Origin of the sequence: Halorhodospira sp. 9628 (assembly GCF_022228075.1) — a bacterium.
GTDB classification, from domain to species: domain Bacteria; phylum Pseudomonadota; class Gammaproteobacteria; order Nitrococcales; family Halorhodospiraceae; genus Halorhodospira; species Halorhodospira halophila_A.
On record NZ_JAJNRF010000001.1, the window covers coordinates 357,172 to 371,982 of the forward strand.

At 70.2% G+C, this 14,811-nt stretch carries 15 protein-coding genes and 1 tRNA gene; 7 read left to right on the plus strand and 9 right to left on the minus strand.

Annotated features, from left to right (window positions below; translation table 11 throughout):
* Positions 1-32: 32 nt before the first annotated feature.
* The 8 genes from LRG10_RS01665 to LRG10_RS01700 all read right to left on the minus strand — a co-directional run bounded on the left by LRG10_RS01665 (position 33) and on the right by LRG10_RS01700 (position 6,504).
* Positions 33-1,892 carry an ankyrin repeat domain-containing protein gene (locus LRG10_RS01665; RefSeq protein WP_238634519.1) on the minus strand — a complete coding sequence of 620 codons (1,860 nt, stop codon included), beginning with the start codon at positions 1,890-1,892 and terminating at the stop codon, positions 33-35.
* A gap of 3 nt (positions 1,893-1,895) precedes the next feature.
* Positions 1,896-3,032: a glutamate 5-kinase gene (proB, locus tag LRG10_RS01670; protein WP_201171677.1), complete on the minus strand. Its 1,137-nt coding sequence runs from the start codon at positions 3,030-3,032 to the stop codon at positions 1,896-1,898.
* A complete protein-coding gene (gene cgtA, locus LRG10_RS01675) occupies positions 3,013-4,053 on the minus strand; it encodes an Obg family GTPase CgtA (protein WP_201171679.1) in 1,041 nt (346 codons plus the stop codon). Before cgtA ends, proB begins: the two co-directional genes overlap by 20 nt.
* A gap of 87 nt (positions 4,054-4,140) precedes the next feature.
* Positions 4,141-4,398: a 50S ribosomal protein L27 gene (gene rpmA / locus LRG10_RS01680; protein ID WP_201171682.1), complete on the minus strand. Its 258-nt coding sequence runs from the start codon at positions 4,396-4,398 to the stop codon at positions 4,141-4,143.
* A 15-nt stretch (positions 4,399-4,413) separates the two neighbouring features.
* On the minus strand, positions 4,414-4,728 hold the full coding sequence (rplU, locus tag LRG10_RS01685; protein ID WP_201171683.1) for a 50S ribosomal protein L21: 315 nt from the start codon (positions 4,726-4,728) through the stop codon (positions 4,414-4,416).
* 154 nt (positions 4,729-4,882) lie between these two features.
* Positions 4,883-4,959 (minus strand) — tRNA-Pro (locus LRG10_RS01690).
* Between the two features lie 11 nt (positions 4,960-4,970).
* Positions 4,971-5,942 (minus strand): octaprenyl diphosphate synthase, encoded by a 972-nt coding sequence (gene ispB / locus LRG10_RS01695; RefSeq protein WP_201171684.1) that lies wholly within the window; start codon positions 5,940-5,942, stop codon positions 4,971-4,973.
* 58 nt (positions 5,943-6,000) lie between these two features.
* Positions 6,001-6,504 (minus strand): hypothetical protein, encoded by a 504-nt coding sequence (locus LRG10_RS01700; RefSeq protein WP_201171685.1) that lies wholly within the window; start codon positions 6,502-6,504, stop codon positions 6,001-6,003.
* Between the two features lie 116 nt (positions 6,505-6,620).
* Between LRG10_RS01700 and LRG10_RS01705 the strand changes: the two genes are divergently transcribed.
* A complete protein-coding gene (locus tag LRG10_RS01705) occupies positions 6,621-8,252 on the plus strand; it encodes a BCCT family transporter (RefSeq protein WP_201171686.1) in 1,632 nt (543 codons plus the stop codon).
* Between the two features lie 33 nt (positions 8,253-8,285).
* Here LRG10_RS01705 and LRG10_RS01710 read toward each other — a convergent pair whose 3' ends face one another.
* The gene (locus tag LRG10_RS01710; RefSeq protein WP_238634521.1) at positions 8,286-9,620 is read right to left on the minus strand and encodes a DUF3422 family protein; all 1,335 of its coding nucleotides are present in this window, start codon (positions 9,618-9,620) and stop codon (positions 8,286-8,288) included.
* A gap of 97 nt (positions 9,621-9,717) precedes the next feature.
* Here LRG10_RS01710 and cobU point away from each other — a divergent pair, with 97 nt between their 5' ends.
* From cobU to cobD, 6 genes are read left to right on the plus strand one after another with little or no spacing between them, the layout of a single operon-like run.
* Positions 9,718-10,254 carry a bifunctional adenosylcobinamide kinase/adenosylcobinamide-phosphate guanylyltransferase gene (cobU, locus tag LRG10_RS01715; RefSeq protein WP_201242598.1) on the plus strand — a complete coding sequence of 179 codons (537 nt, stop codon included), beginning with the start codon at positions 9,718-9,720 and terminating at the stop codon, positions 10,252-10,254.
* A gap of 40 nt (positions 10,255-10,294) precedes the next feature.
* A complete protein-coding gene (gene cobT / locus LRG10_RS01720; protein WP_255772006.1) occupies positions 10,295-11,392 on the plus strand; it encodes a nicotinate-nucleotide--dimethylbenzimidazole phosphoribosyltransferase in 1,098 nt (365 codons plus the stop codon).
* A complete protein-coding gene (locus LRG10_RS01725) occupies positions 11,389-12,018 on the plus strand; it encodes an alpha-ribazole phosphatase family protein (RefSeq protein WP_201171691.1) in 630 nt (209 codons plus the stop codon). Before cobT ends, LRG10_RS01725 begins: the two co-directional genes overlap by 4 nt.
* Positions 12,015-12,767: an adenosylcobinamide-GDP ribazoletransferase gene (locus LRG10_RS01730; protein WP_201171694.1), complete on the plus strand. Its 753-nt coding sequence runs from the start codon at positions 12,015-12,017 to the stop codon at positions 12,765-12,767. The genes LRG10_RS01725 and LRG10_RS01730 overlap by 4 nt, the downstream gene beginning before the upstream one ends.
* A 9-nt stretch (positions 12,768-12,776) precedes the next feature.
* Positions 12,777-13,703, plus strand: coding sequence for an adenosylcobinamide-phosphate synthase CbiB (gene cbiB, locus LRG10_RS01735; protein WP_201171696.1), 927 nt, complete (start codon positions 12,777-12,779; stop codon positions 13,701-13,703).
* Between the two features lie 10 nt (positions 13,704-13,713).
* Positions 13,714-14,739, plus strand: coding sequence for a threonine-phosphate decarboxylase CobD (gene cobD / locus LRG10_RS01740; protein WP_201171698.1), 1,026 nt, complete (start codon positions 13,714-13,716; stop codon positions 14,737-14,739).
* The last annotated feature ends 72 nt before the right edge of the window (positions 14,740-14,811 follow it).

Here is a 14,811-nt window from a genome sequence, read left to right on the forward strand (position 1 = left end):
GTTTTGCGTTGTGCCCCCCCCATCCGTGGCCGTCACCAGAACAGTCCGCCTGTGGCAGCTGGCAGATCGACATCGAAGATCTCGACCCAGTCCATGCCGCGGATGTGCGCCACCCGCCCCACGCTGATCTCGCTGACCGCCGTCCCGTCCGGTGGCCAAGCGCCGAACAGGTAATCCTCGAACAGCAGTCCGCGCAGGCCCGGCTCCTGGACCAGGAAGACCCCGTGGAGCCGGCCGTCCTCGGCTGCCTCGCGGGCCACCAGCTCCACCGTTGTCCCGGCCGGCAGCACGACCACGGGCGGCACCAGGCAACCGTGACCCCGGCAAGCCGTGGTGTAGGGCAGAAAACGGGCACTGTGACCGTCGTAGCCGGCACTGTCGAAGATGGCCACCGGGGCGTCGAGACGCATCAGGCGCTGGTGATCGCCGCCAACGGACAACCCCGGCGTCCCCTGGCGCGGCCCCACGGCCTTACCGCCCCCGGCTTCGCGCACGGCCGTTACCGCCTCTTCGGCCATACCACGCGACTCGGCCAACCGGGCATGGGTCAGCGCCGTAGCGCCGAGCGCATCCACGGCCCGCGGATCGGCCCCTCGCGCCAGCAGGGCGGCCAGGGTCGCCTCGTTGCCGGCCTGGGCGGCGAAGATTAGCGGTGTCCGGCCGTTGCGATCGGTCTGCTCCAGGCCGGCGCCGGCATCGAGGAGCGCCTCGACAGTCTTCGCCTCCGCCCGGGCCGCCGCTGCATGGATGGCGGCAAAATCGTGACGGTCGCCGCTGGACGGGGCAACGCCGGCCTCGAGCAGGGTCCGGACCACAGTGCCCCGATCCGCGTCGCGCTCCAGCCCGGCCTGCTCGTCCCCCGGCGAGACGTAGCCTACCGCGGCGTGCCAGAGCGCATCGGCGCCGTGCTCGTCGACGGCGCTGGCATCAGCCCCCGCAGCCAAGAGGTCTGCCACCACCTCGTCATACCCAAGGCGTGCCGCCTCCATCAGGAGCGTACGGCCCTCGGCATCGCCACCGCGAACCGTCACGTCGGGATCCACCCCTTCGCCGAGCAGCTCGGCGACCTGATCGGCATCCCCGTGGAGCGCCGCCGCCACCAGGGCCGCAGTCCCGTCCCCGTGCAGCTGCGCACCTCGGCGCAGCAGTAGAGCCGCAGCCCGCGGGCTGGATTCGGCGGCGATATCCGCCAGGGAGAGGAAGTCATCGCCATCCTGCCAAGCGAGATCCACTGGCAACCCGCGGTCGAGCATCCAGGCCAGGGTCTCGACATCGCCCGCGCGCACGACCCCGATCAGGGCCCAGGGGGCGGCCGGTCGCTCGCTGACCTCGCGCAGCTGCGCTGCGACCCGGGGGTAGCGGGCGGCCGATGCCATCGACAGCGCGGTCGCACCATCGGCATCCTGACGATCCGGTTCCGCCCCGGCAGCCAGCAACGCCTCCACTGTGCGCGGATCACCGCTGCGGGCGGCCAGCATCAACGGTGTCCGCCGATCCCCGTCAACGGGATCCACCGCTACCCCGGCTGACAGCAGCGCCGCCACCGCCTCGGTGTGCCCACCCGCGGCCGCCTCGTGCAGGGGCACCCGCCCGCCATCGTCGCGGAGCTCGAGATCCGCCCCGTCCGAGCGTTCGATGAGCAGCTCCACCACCCCCGCCTCGCCGTTGAGGGCGGCGTAGTGCAAGAGTCCGCGCCCGGATCCGTCGGTTGCCTGCACATCGGCAGCACCGTCCAGGGCCCGCTCCAGGGTGGCGGCATCGCCGTCACGCGCCGCGTTGAAGGCCTCCTGCTGCGCCGGTGACAGCGGCCAGGCGCTACAAGCGGCGAGCAAGCCGCCGAGCAGACATCCGGTCGCCAACGGCACCAAGACGCGAAGGGCGGGCCCGAGCATGACCTACACCGTCACCACCATGTTGTCGCGGTGGATCAGCTCCGGCTCATCGACGTAGCCGAGCGCCGCCTCGATATCACGACTGGCACGTCCGCAGATCAGTCGCGCCTCGTCGGCGGCATAGTTGACCAGACCGCGCGCCACCTCGATCCCCGACGGATCCCGGCAGACGACCATCTCCCCGCGGGAGAAGTCACCCGCCACGGCCACTACGCCGACCGGCAGCAGGCTCTTGCCGGACGCGCGCAGGGCTCGCGCAGCGCCTTCGTCGAGGGTCAGCGCGCCACGGGTCTGCAGGTGGCTGGCCAGCCACTGCTTGCGCGCCGCCAGGGGCTCCTGATCGGGTACGAAGAGCGTCCCCAGCCCTCGCTCGGCTTCGACCAGACGCTGGATCACCCGTGGCTCATGCCCGCTGGCGACCACCGTGTAGGTACCGGAGCGGGCGGCCCGCTCAGCACCGCGGACCTTGGTCAGCATGCCGCCACGGCCCAGGACCCCGGCAGTGCTGCCGCACAACCGCTCGAGTTCCGGGTCGCCGGCACGGACTTCATCCAGCAGCGCGGCGTCGGGATGCGCACGCGGATCGCGGTCCATCAGGCCGGGCTGATCGGTCAGGACCACCAGCGCCTCGGCCTCCACCAGGTTGGCGACCAGCGCAGCCAGGGTGTCGTTATCACCGAAACGGATCTCATCGGTGACGACCGTATCGTTCTCGTTCACGACCGGCACCACGCCGAGGCGGAGCATCTCGCGCAGCGCGCTGCGGGCATTGAGGTAGCGGCGTCGATCAGAGAGGTCGTCGTGGGTCAGCAGGACCTGGGCGGTTTGCAGTCCGTGCCGCGCCAGGCCCTCGGCCCAGGCGTGGACCAGGCCACTCTGCCCGATGCCGGCCGCAGCCTGGAGCTGATAGACGGCTCGCGGCCGGTTGCGCCAGCCCAGCCGCTGCATCCCCTCGGCCACTGCCCCCGAGGAAACCAGGGTCACCTGGCGTCCGGCCTTGCGCAGTGCCGCCACCTGATCCGCCCAGGCGCTGATCTGCTTATGCGCCAACCCCCGCCCGTTGTCGGTGATCAAGGCACTGCCGACCTTGATCACCCAGCGCTGGGCCTGGCGCAGCGCCTCACGTCGCCCCACCTTCATCCTCCCTGCGTCGCGCCTCCAGGTCCCTCATGATATCCCCACAGAGCCGATCTACCCCTTCGCCGGTCAGCCCCGAGATGCCGTAAGCCGGGCCGTCCCACGCCAGGCCCCGGGCGATCTCCGCTACCCGCTCCTCGCGCACCTCCTCGGGCAGGGCGTCGAGGCGATTGACCACCAACCAGCGCGGCTTTTCAGCCAGCTCGGGGCTGAACGCCTGGAGCTCGGCGAGCAGGGTTTGCGCCTCGGCCACCGGGTCACCGCCACGCTCCTCCTCGGCCACCCCGTCGACCAGGTGCAAAAGCAAACCGGTCCGGCTCAGGTGCTTGAGAAACCGCACCCCGAGTCCGGCCCCCTCGGCCGCCCCCTCGATGATGCCGGGGATGTCGGCCACCACGAACGAGCGCTGCGCCTCGTAACGGACCACGCCCAACTGTGGATAGAGGGTGGTGAAGGGGTAATCGGCGACCTTCGGGCGAGCGGCGGAGATGGTGCGGATCAGGGTCGACTTGCCCACGTTGGGCATGCCGAGCAGCCCGACATCGGCCAGCAGCTGAAGCTCCAGACGCAGCTCCCGAGACTCCCCGGGGGTGCCGTCGGTGGATTGACGCGGGGCGCGGTTGGTCGAGCTCTTGAAATGGAGGTTGCCCAGCCCGCCACGTCCGCCGGCGGCCACCATCAGCCTCTCGCCGTGGCGGGTAATGTCGCCGATGACCTCGTCGGTGCCTTCGTCCATGACCAGGGTGCCGACCGGCACCGACAGGACGCGGTCGACACCCGAGCGCCCGGTGCACTGCCGGCCTGCGCCAGCCTCACCGCTCTCGGCACTGAAGAAGCGATCGTGACGGTAATCGACCAGGGTGTTCAGGCCTTCGTCGCCCTCGAGGTAGACACTGCCGCCGCGGCCGCCATCGCCGCCGTCAGGCCCCCCCCGGGGCACATATTTCTCGCGCCGGAAGTGGACACAGCCGTCGCCGCCGTCCCCGGCGCGGACGACAAAGGTGACTTCATCGACGAATCGCATGCTCGGCCTCTGCGCTGTAGCGCGTCCGTATACAAAAAAGCCCCGCTCCATGGCGGGGCTTTACGGGTCCGGAATGGGTCGCCGCCCTTAGACCGCTTCGATTCGCACCCGGCGGCGCTGGGCCGGCCCCTTGCGCTCGAAGACAACCCGACCGTCGCTCTTGGCGAACAGGGTGTAGTCCTTGCCCACCCCGACGTTCTCGCCGGCGTGGAAGTGGGTGCCGCGCTGGCGGACGATGATGCTGCCCGCAGAGACCGCCTCACCGCCGTAGCGCTTGACGCCCAGACGCTTTGACTGAGAGTCGCGACCGTTCTTGGTGCTGCCGCCCGCCTTCTTGTGTGCCATGCCTGATGCCCTCCGTCAGCCGGCGTTGATGCCGGTGATCTTGACCTGGGTGTACGGCTGCCGATGACCGTGGTGGCGACGATAGCCCTGCCGCCGCTTGAACTTGGTCACCTCGACCTTGCGATGCCGGTCCTGCTCAAGGACCTCGGCCTTCACGCTGCCGCCCTCGACCTGCGGCGTACCGATCTTGACCTCGCTCCCTTCGCCGACCATGAGGACATCGTCGAACTGCACGGTCTCGCCGACCTCGGCCGGGAGCTTCTCGACTCGCAGCACGTCTCCTTCCGAGACCCGGTACTGCTTTCCGCCGCTTCGGATCACCGCGTACATCGGCGTCTTGCTCCTGTCTACTCTGATGGCTACGGGCCGCCGCTCGATTCGACACGATCACCGCGCCTGACCCCGGGGCCGCTTCCGGGCCGTCGAACGATTGGGGAGAGGCGGGCGTGGTGGCTGCGGTCGATCCGCGGCGCCTTGGATTGTCTGGTCGGGGTGGCAGGATTTGAACCTGCGGCCCCTGCCTCCCGAAGGCAGTGCTCTACCAAACTGAGCTACACCCCGTGTGCAACCTGTTACGCTGTCCGGGATACCGAGTTGCGGGCCAAGTGTACCAGCGCATCCCGCCAGGGACTACCCGGAACCGCTGAGGTGAGCTGCTCGATGGCCTGCTCAACCTCAACCTCAGCGAGGCGCCTAGTATATTCAGCCGATCCGGTCTTTTCAATCGCCCGGCCGACGGCTTCCATCTGATCCAGCCCACCGGCCTCGATGGCCTCCCGGATCAGGTCACGGTCCGCGGGCTCACCCTCGCGCATGGCGTGGATCAGGGGCATGGTGGTCTTGCCCTCGGCCAGGTCGTCACCGATGTTCTTGCCGATCTCGGTGGCATCGCCGCTGTAATCCAGAGCATCGTCCACCAGCTGGTAGGCCGTCCCCAAGTGCCGCCCGTAGGCCGCCAGGGCCTCGCATCCGGCCTCGTCCAGTCCCGCGAGCACCGCTCCGTTCTGACAGCCGGCCTCGAACAGGGTCGCCGTCTTGCGGTAGATCACCTGCCGGTAATCGGCCTCAGTGAGATCCGGCTCGTGGACGTTCATCAGCTGCATCACCTCGCCCCGGGCGATGGTGTTGGTCGCCCGCGCCAGGATCCGCAGTACGGCCATGGAGTCGAGTTCGACCATCATCTCGAAGGCCCGGGTATAGAGGAAGTCGCCGACCAGCACGCTGGCCTCGTTCCCCCAGATGGTGTGCGCCGTCTGTTGGCCACGACGCATGTCCGAGCCGTCCACCACGTCGTCGTGGAGCAGCGTGGCGGTGTGGATGAACTCGATGATCGCCGCCAGCTGGACGTGATCCGTGCCCTGGTAGCCGCAGGCCCGCGCCGCCAGAAGCACGACCGTGGGGCGCAGACGCTTACCGCCACTGTTGACGATATGGTGGGCGAGCTGGTTGATCAGAACCACGTCCGACGACAGCCGCGCCTGGATCAAGCGGTTGACCTCCGCCATGTCGTCGGCGGCGAGCTCACGGATTGCATCAAGGTTCATGGGCAGGATCTGCGCTCCGGGTCAGCCCCGCGGATGCTAGGCAGGGGGGCCAGGGGTGTCAAGCACGGCCGCGGCGACCGCGCCGGCCGCTGCGCCAGATCGAGACCAGCACCAGCAAGGCCAGCACCGGGGCCGCATAGACCGCCACCAGGGCTACGGTCGCCCCCAACTGGGGCAGCGGCTCGGGAATCGGCGGGGCCCCCAACAGGCTGTAAGCGGTGACCCGATCAAGCCAGTGGCTGATCTCGTCTGCACCGAGCGCCTGCTCGCCCCATCCGGCCGTCGGCAGCCCGTAGCGACCACCGACGACGGCGTAGACCAGCGCCGGCATCGCCCAGAGTATCCAGGCCAGGAATGCCCGAACCGCCGTTACCCGGGCCAGCCAAGGCCGCTGCCGGGCGACGTGAACGGCCAGTACACCGATCAGGGCAAACCCGGACCATACCGGCCACCAGGCGGGCCAGGCGGCGGCGATCGGCGCCGAGACCATGGGCCCGAGTGCGACGGTCACCACGGCCAGGATGCCGACGACGGACAAAACGGGGAGCATCCCGCGATGCATGCACGCCTCCTTGGGCCCCGCGGCGCGGCCAACGCCGCAGGACGCGTCGGTGGTTGTTAGGCTAGGGCGCCCGTGCGCCAGCCCGTTAGCCTACCGCAAAGCAGGAGCCAGCAGCGATGTTCAACGTAGCGACCCGCGGTTTCTTCAAGGGCATGAGCCCCCGGGTGACCGCCGTGTCCACCTTCCTTGTGGCCGCCTTTGCCCTGGCCGGAGCCGTCTGGCCGAAGCAGCTGGAGACGGTGGTCACCGGCTGGCGCGAGGCCTTGACCCCCTTCCTGCAGTGGTACTACGTGCTGGTCGTGGCCGCCTTTCTGCTGCTGGTGATCTGGCTGGGCACCGGGCGCTTTAAGAACGTGCGCCTGGGCCAGGACCACGAGGTGCCCGAGTTCCGAACCTTCTCCTGGCTCACCATGCTCTTCGCCGCCGGAATGGGCGTCGGCCTGATCTTCTGGGCGGTCGCCGAGCCCATCTCCCACTTCGACCGAAACCCGTTCACGGTCAGCGACGACCCGAGCGAAGCCGCCGACACCGCGCTACGCCTGGCCTACTTTCACTGGGGCCTCAACGGCTGGGCGGTCTTCTCGCTGGTCGCCCTCATCCTCGCCTACTTCAGCTTCCGCCGCGGGCTGCCGCTGACCATGCGCTCGGCCTTCTACCCGCTCATCGGCAAGCACATCCACGGCCCCTGGGGGGATGCCATCGACGTCCTAGCCGTGTTCGCCACGGTCTTCGGCATCGCCACTACGCTGGGGCTGGGCATCCAGCAGCTGAACACCGGCATCGGCGAACTCACCGGGATCACGGCGGGCACCACCGGTCAGATCGCCATCGCTGTCACGGTGATGGGCGTCGCCACCGTATCGGTGCTTTACGGCGTGCAGTCCGGGGTGCGCATGATCAGCGAGGCCAACTTCTGGATGAGCGCCGCGGTGCTGCTCTTCTTCCTGCTCTGGGGGCCGACCCAGTACCTGCTGGCGCTGATCGTGCAGTCCACCGGCGACTACCTGCAGAACCTCTTCACCCTCTCCTTCCATACCCACGCCAACGCCGAGGGCAACTGGCAGGCCGAGTGGACCCTCTTCTACTGGGGGTGGTGGCTGGCCTGGGCGCCCTTCGTCGGGATCTTCATCGCGCGCATCTCGCGCGGCCGCAAGCTGCGCGAGTTCGTCATGGGCGTGCTGCTGGTGCCGACCGGTATCACCATCGTCTGGATCGGACTGTTTGGCGGCAACGCCATCCACCTTGAGCTCTTTGGCCCCGGCGGGGTCACCGAAGCCACCCGCGAGGAGGTCAGCACCGCCGTCTTCCGCACCATCGAGCTGATGGACGTGGGCCTCTGGGGAGCGGCAGCGTCGGTGCTGGTGACCGTGCTCATCGGCACCTACCTGATCACCTCCGCGAACGCCGGCATCCTGGTCACCCAGACCCTGCTCTCCAACGGCTCGACGGAGATCTCCCGGCTGCACACGGTGATCTGGGGCACGGTCATCACCCTGGTGACCATCGTGCTGCTCACCGCCGGCGGCCTGACCACCCTGCAGGGCGCGGTCATCGCCGCTGCAGTGCCGTTCTCGTTCATCATCCTCGGGATGGTCGTGGGCCTGCTCAAAGCGCTGGAGGAGGAGCGCTTCGCACCGCGGCCCGGCGAACGCAGCGAACCGCCCATGGAACCGTGGGCGCAGGTGGAGTCGGACTGGCACACCAGCGACACCAGCACCGGCACGGCCACCGACCGGGTGGAGGGCTGATCCGCGGCCGGCGCCGCGCCGGCCGGCGCGGCGCTAGGCCTCCTGGCGTTTGGCGATGCGGTAGCGGACCAGGCGCACCACCAGCCAGATGGTGAACACCACCACCGGCACCGCCAGCCCCTGGGTGACCTCCACCCGGATCGGGGCACCGGCGTCGCGCGCCGCCTCCAGGACGTAGCTGATCAGCCCCATCAGGTAGTAGCTGATGGCCGCCACCGACAGCCCCTCGACCGTCTCCTGCAGCCGGAACTGCAGCTTGGCGCGGCGATCCATGGAGTCGAGCAGATCGCGGTTCTGCGCCTCCAGGGCCACGTCGATGCGGGTGCGCAGCAGATCGCCGGTGCGCGATATACGCTCGGAGAGCGACTCGCGCCGTTCGGTGACCGTGGCACAGGTGCGCATGGCCGGCACCAGGCGCCGCTCCATGAACTCCTGGATGGTCTGTACGCCCTGGATGCGCTGCTCGCGCAGCTCCTGGATGCGCCGTTCGACCAGCTCGTGATAGGCACGCGCCGCATGGAAGCGGTAGTTGGTGTTGTTGCCGATACGCTCCACCTGGGCGGCCAACTCCATCAGCTGACCGAGCAGGTGCTGCTCGTCACGCTCCCGGCTCGAGCCGGTCATGCGCTCAGTGATCCCGGCCAGCTGCTCCTCGAGCTCGTTGAGCTGAGGGTTGAGGCGCCGCGCCACTGGGAAGGCGAGCAGCGCCATCATGCGGTAGGTCTCGATCTCGAGCAGACGCTGGATGGCACGCCCGGCCTGGCGCTCGCGCATGTTCACATCGCGCAGGAGGATGCGCGAAAAGCCGTCATCGTGGATACGGAAGTCCGTCCACACCCGCGCCGCTCCGCCGGCGATCTGGCTGCCAACGATCGTGTTGTCGTTGAACAGCGCCACGATTCCGCTGCTGGTCCGCGGCTGCGACCAGGACGGCTCCAGCGCGAGATGGATGCCGACCAGGCGCGGTCCGGGCAAACTGGCCAGCCAGTCCTCGGGCAAGCGTTCGATGGGTGGCCCCTCGAACGGGTGCTCGAACTCGTCCTCGACGATGAAGGTGTAGGTCGAAACCTCGGTGCGCCGCTCCCACTTGAGCCGAAAGGCGCCGAAGTCACGGGACATGTGCTGGGCATCCGGCTCCGGCGGCTCCACGCCGAAGCGCTCGCACAGATCCGCTACGGCCGCCCGATCGGCATCCGCTGAGTGGCGCCCGGAGAACATCCCCAGGTGACTGACCCGGGCCGGGGCCCGCAGGCGCTCATAGGGTCGGGCGTGAATCTCGTCGTTGACTTCCTGGCGCAGGGGGTGGTCGACGTAGGCCCCGGGGACGGGGTCACTGGCCTGGTGCCTTTCCGTTACGTTAAGGGTCATGCTGGCTGGCTTTCTCTGCATCGGGCATGCGGTCCCGACCGGGACCGGCTAGTGCAAGGGTATGGTATCCTCCCTCACCCGTGCCAGGGGGAATACCATGCGGGAACTCATCCTCGGCGGCGTCCGTTCGGGCAAGAGCCGTCATGCCGAACAGCGCGCGCGCGAACTCAGCGACGATGTCGTCTACATCGCCACGGCCCGACCCCGCGGCGATGCCGGCATGGCCGAGCGCATCGCCGCGCACCGGGCGCGACGCCCCGCGCACTGGCAGACGATCGAGGCCCCGCTGGAGCTGGCCCGGGCCATCGAGGCGCACAGCGCCCCGGGCCGCGTACTCCTGGTCGACTGCCTGAGTCTATGGCTGACCAATCAGCTCGTCGCCGGGGACGGGGCCACCGAGGCAAACGTCACCAGCGAGAGCCTTGAGCAGGCACGAACCGGGCTGGTCGACGCGGTTGCCGCCGCAGGCGGCGACCTGCTGCTGGTCAGCAATGAAACCGGTCTGGGCGTAATGCCGATGAACGCCCTGGCGCGGCGCTTCTGCGACGAGGCCGGAGCGCTGCACCAACAGATGGCCGAACGCTGCGAGCGAGTGACCTGGACCGTCGCCGGCCTCGCACAGCCCCTGAAATAGAGTCGTCCCCCCGCGACGGGCTGACGCCGCCAAGAAGGGAATGAGGAGCGCAATCGTGAACCAACCGGAGTGGCTCGATGAACCGATCCAACAGACCCATCCGCATTACGCCCAGCAGGCGCGGGCTCGACAGGATCAGCTGACCAAGCCGCCGGGATCGCTCGGCCGGCTCGAAGAGATCGCCATCCAGCTCGCCGGGCTTCAGCAGACCCCGCACCCCGCCGTGGATCCGGTCCAGATCACGCTGTTCGCCGGCGACCACGGCATCGCCGAGGACGGCGTCTCCGCCTTCGACCCGATGGTCACGCTGCAGATGATGGAGAACTTCTCCAACGGCGGCGCAGCCATCTGCGTGATGAGCGAGGAGATCGGCGCCCAGCTGGAGGTGGTGGATGTCGGCACCCGATGGCAGGGCGCGGTGCCGCAGGCGGTGCGCGACGAACGCATCGCCGCCGGCACGGCCAACATGCGCCGGCAGCCGGCGATGACCGACGAGCAGTTCAGCGCTGCGCTCACCGCCGGCGCGCGGGCCGTCGACCGGTCCATCGATCAGCACGGCACCCGGGTCTTTATCGCCGGCGAGATGGGCATCGCCAACACCACTGCGGCCGCCGCCGTGGTCGGCGCCCTGCTCAACAAACCGGCGCCGGGGCTAGTCGGCCCAGGCACCGGACACGATGCCGCCGGGCTGCGACACAAGGCGGAGGCCGTCGACGAGACCCTGGCCCTGCACCGAGAACAGCTCGGCGGACCGGCAAACCTCAGCGAGCCGTGGCAAGCCGGTCGTCGCGTGGGCGGCCTGGAGCTGGCCGCCATGACCGGTGCCTACATCCGCTGCGCCCAGCGCGGTGTGGTCATCCTCCTCGACGGCTTCATCAGCGGCGCAGCCGCCCTGCTGGCCGAGCGACTGCGCCCCGGCACCCGCGCCTGGATGATCCTCGGCCACGGCTCCGCCGAGCCGGGTCACCACCGCATCGTCGCGGCCCTCGGCGGGCGCCCGCTGCTCGACTTCAACATGCGCCTGGGCGAGGGCAGCGGCGCTGCGACCGCGATACCGCTGATGCGCATGGCCTGCGCCATCCACAACCGCATGGCCACCTTCGCGGAGGCCGGCGTAACCCCGGAGGGCAAAGGGTGAGACCCCCCATCGAAGGCCAGGAGACCTGGATCGATCTGATCCGCCACGGCGAGCCGGTGGGCGGCCGCCGCTACCGCGGCACCCAGGACGACCCGCTCAGCGAACGCGGCTGGGCGCAGATGCGCGCCGCCCCGCTCGAGCCCGCGGCGTTGACCCGGATCGTCTGCTCCCCGCTGCGCCGCTGCCGCGAGTTCTCCGAACGCTACGCCGCCGAGCAGGGGCTGCCATTACAGGTGGAAAACGGTTTCCAAGAGATCGGCTTCGGTGACTGGGAGGGCCTGACCCCGGCGGAGCTCTACGAGCAGGACCCCCAGGGGCAGGCCCGCTTCTGGGCCGATCCGCTCCACTATACGCCGCCCAACGCCGAGCCCATGGCCGACTTCCAGCGCCGCGTCATCGATGCCTGGGTGCGGCTGCTCGCAGAGCACCCCGGCGAGCACCTGCTGCTCGTCGGCCACGGCGGGCTGATCCGCGTGGTGCTGTCGCACCTGCTGGAGCTCCCGCTGCGCGGGTTCAACCGACTCTACGTGCCCTACGCCTCGGTCAGCCGGGTCCGTGTCGAGCCCGGCACCGATCCGACCCTCTACTTCCATAACCGCGCAACATCGGCGGAGGGGGAGCGATGACCGCCTTGCGACCGCTGCTGATCGCCATCGCCTTTCTCACGCGCCTTCCGGTGCCTTCGCTCGGCCGCATCGACGACGAGGAGAGTGGCGCCTCGCTGGTCGCCTACCCCCTGGTCGGGGCGATCATCGGCACCCTGCTGATTCTGATGGCCTTCCTGACCCAAGCTTTGCCTGCACTGCTCACTGCAGCCCTGGTAGTGGTGATCTGGGCGCTGCTGACCGGCGCATTGCACCTCGACGGCCTGGCCGACTCCGCCGACGCCTGGGTCGGCGGCATGGCGCAGCGGGAACGCACCCTGGAAATCATGAAGGATCCTTCCTGCGGGCCCATCGGGGTCACGGCGATCGTCGCCGTCCTCCTGCTCAAGGTGGCAGCGGTGGCCGCCCTGCTCGACGCCGGCGCCGTACTGGCCATCGCCACAGCGGCGGTTGTCGGACGCGCCGGGCTGACCCTGCTGTTCCTGACCACACCCTATGTGCGCCCCGGCGGGATCGGCGAGGCCCTGTCCCACTTCGGGCCACCCGGCGCCTCGCTGGGCAGTGCGGCCGTGGTCACCGCCCTGGCCGCCCTGCTCACCGGATGGGCCGGGCTGGCGGCGGTGGCCGCCGGGGCAGTCGCCCTGGTCTTGGCGCAGCACGCGATGTCACGGCGCCTCGGCGGGACCACCGGCGACACCGCCGGCGCCACCGTGGAGCTCACCGAGACCGCCGCACTGCTTGGCGCCGCCGCCGTGGCGGCGAGCGTCTAGGCCGCTCCCGTGCCGTTCCCCGCCCTGATCATCGGCGCGTGGCTACTCGACCGGGTTTTCGGCGAGCCCCGCGCCGGGCACCCACTGAACGGCTTTGCCCGGGTTGCCGGCTGGCTGGAGCGGCTGCTCAACCAAGGGCGCCTGCCCGACCCGGACCGGCGCAAGGCCGGCATGGTGGCGGTCGCCATCCTGGTCGCACCGGCCGTGCTGCTCGCCACCCTGCTCACGCTGGGGCCGCTCGGCTGGGTGGTGGAGCTGGGGCTGCTCTACCTCTGCCTGGGCAGCCGCAGCCTGCGCGAGCACGCCTTGGGTGTGGCGCAACCGCTGGCCCGTGGCGACCTGGCCGAGGCCCGCGCGGCGGTGGGCAGGATCGTCAGTCGGGATGCACAGTCCATGGACGCCGAAGACACCGCCCGCGCCACCACCGAATCGACCCTGGAGAACGGCAACGACGCGGTCTTCGCCACCCTCTTCTGGTTCCTGGTCGCCGGCGCTCCGGGGGCAGTCGCCCACCGACTGATCAACACCCTGGACGCCCTCTGGGGTTACCGGACCGTGCGCTTCAACGACTTCGGCTACGCCGCCGCCCGCCTGGACGACCTGCTCGGCTGGATCCCGGCGCGTCTGACGGCGCTCACCTATGCCCTGGCGAGCCTGCGCCCGCAGGCGGTGTGGGCTGCAGTGCGCAACCAGGCCCCGCAATGGCCCGGCAGCAACCCGGGCGTGGTCCTGGCCGCCGGCGCCGCGGCCCTCGATACCACCCTCGGCGGCGCGGCCGTCTACAGCGACGGCGTCCGCCAACGCCCCACGCTGGGTAGCGGGCATCCGGCGGACGCCAACACCATCGAGGCATCAGTGGCGCTGGTGGAACGCGGGGTGCTGATCTGGATCGCGGCGGCGATCGCCCTGTGGGCGCCCTCCCCGCTGATCCCCTGAGGGGTCGTTGATGAGCGAAGCACAGCACCTGCCCGACACGCTGGAGCACGGCGGCAACCTCGCCGAGGCGACGGCGCGCTTCGGCGAGCCGCCGGGGGGCTGGGTGGACCTCTCCACCGGCATCAACCCGACCCCCTTCCCGCTGAGCGCCGCCCCGGCGGCCACCTGGCACCGGCTGCCCGAGGCCGACGGACTCGAGGCGCAGGCCGCGGCGCACTACGCCGCCGGCAACGGCGCGGCCCTGGCCCTGCCCGGCTCCCAGGCCGCCATCAGCCTGCTCCCGGCTCTCCACTCCCCAGGAAACGTGGCCATCCCGGCGCCGGAGTATGCCGAGCATGCGCGGGCGTGGCAGCACTGGGGCCACCGCGTCGAGCGCATCACCGCCGAGCGGATCGCCGCCGGGCCACCCACGCCCCCGCCCTGGCACACGCTCGTGCTGAGCCATCCCAACAACCCCTCCGGCACCCGCTACCCCGCCGCCACCCTGCTCGCCTGGTGCGATGCGCTGGCCGCCGGGGGCGGGCATCTGATCGTCGACGAGGCGTTCTGCGACGCCGAGCCGGAGACCTCCCTGGCCCCGGCCGTCGGCCGCCCGGGCCTGATCCTGCTGCGCTCGCTGGGCAAGTTCTACGGCCTCGCCGGCGCCCGGGTCGGCTTCCTGCTCGGCCCGGAGGGGCTGCGCCAGCAACTGGCCGGGGTGCTCGGTCCCTGGCCTCTGGCCGGCCCGGCCCGCCATGCCGCCGGGCAGGCCCTGGCCGACGAGGCCTGGCAGGCGGCCCAGCGACGCGCCCTGACGGCGGCGACGCAGCGGCTGGATGGGCTGCTGACCGCCGCCGGGCTGGCACCGGCGGGGGGCACGGCGCTGTTTCGCTGGGTCCCCTGCACCGCGGCGCGGCGCTACCAGGCGCTGCTGGCCCGGGCCGGGGTCTGGGTCCGCGCCTTCGATGAGCCGGCGGGACTGCGCTTCGGCCTGCCCGGCACCGAGGCGGCCTGGCAGCGCCTGGCGGCAGCGCTGCAAACCCTCGCCGCCGACTGATGCGACGCGGCCCTACAGCCCGCAGCGATCCGGTCGATAACCTGCCCAGCACGATTTTTGATAAATTAGCGC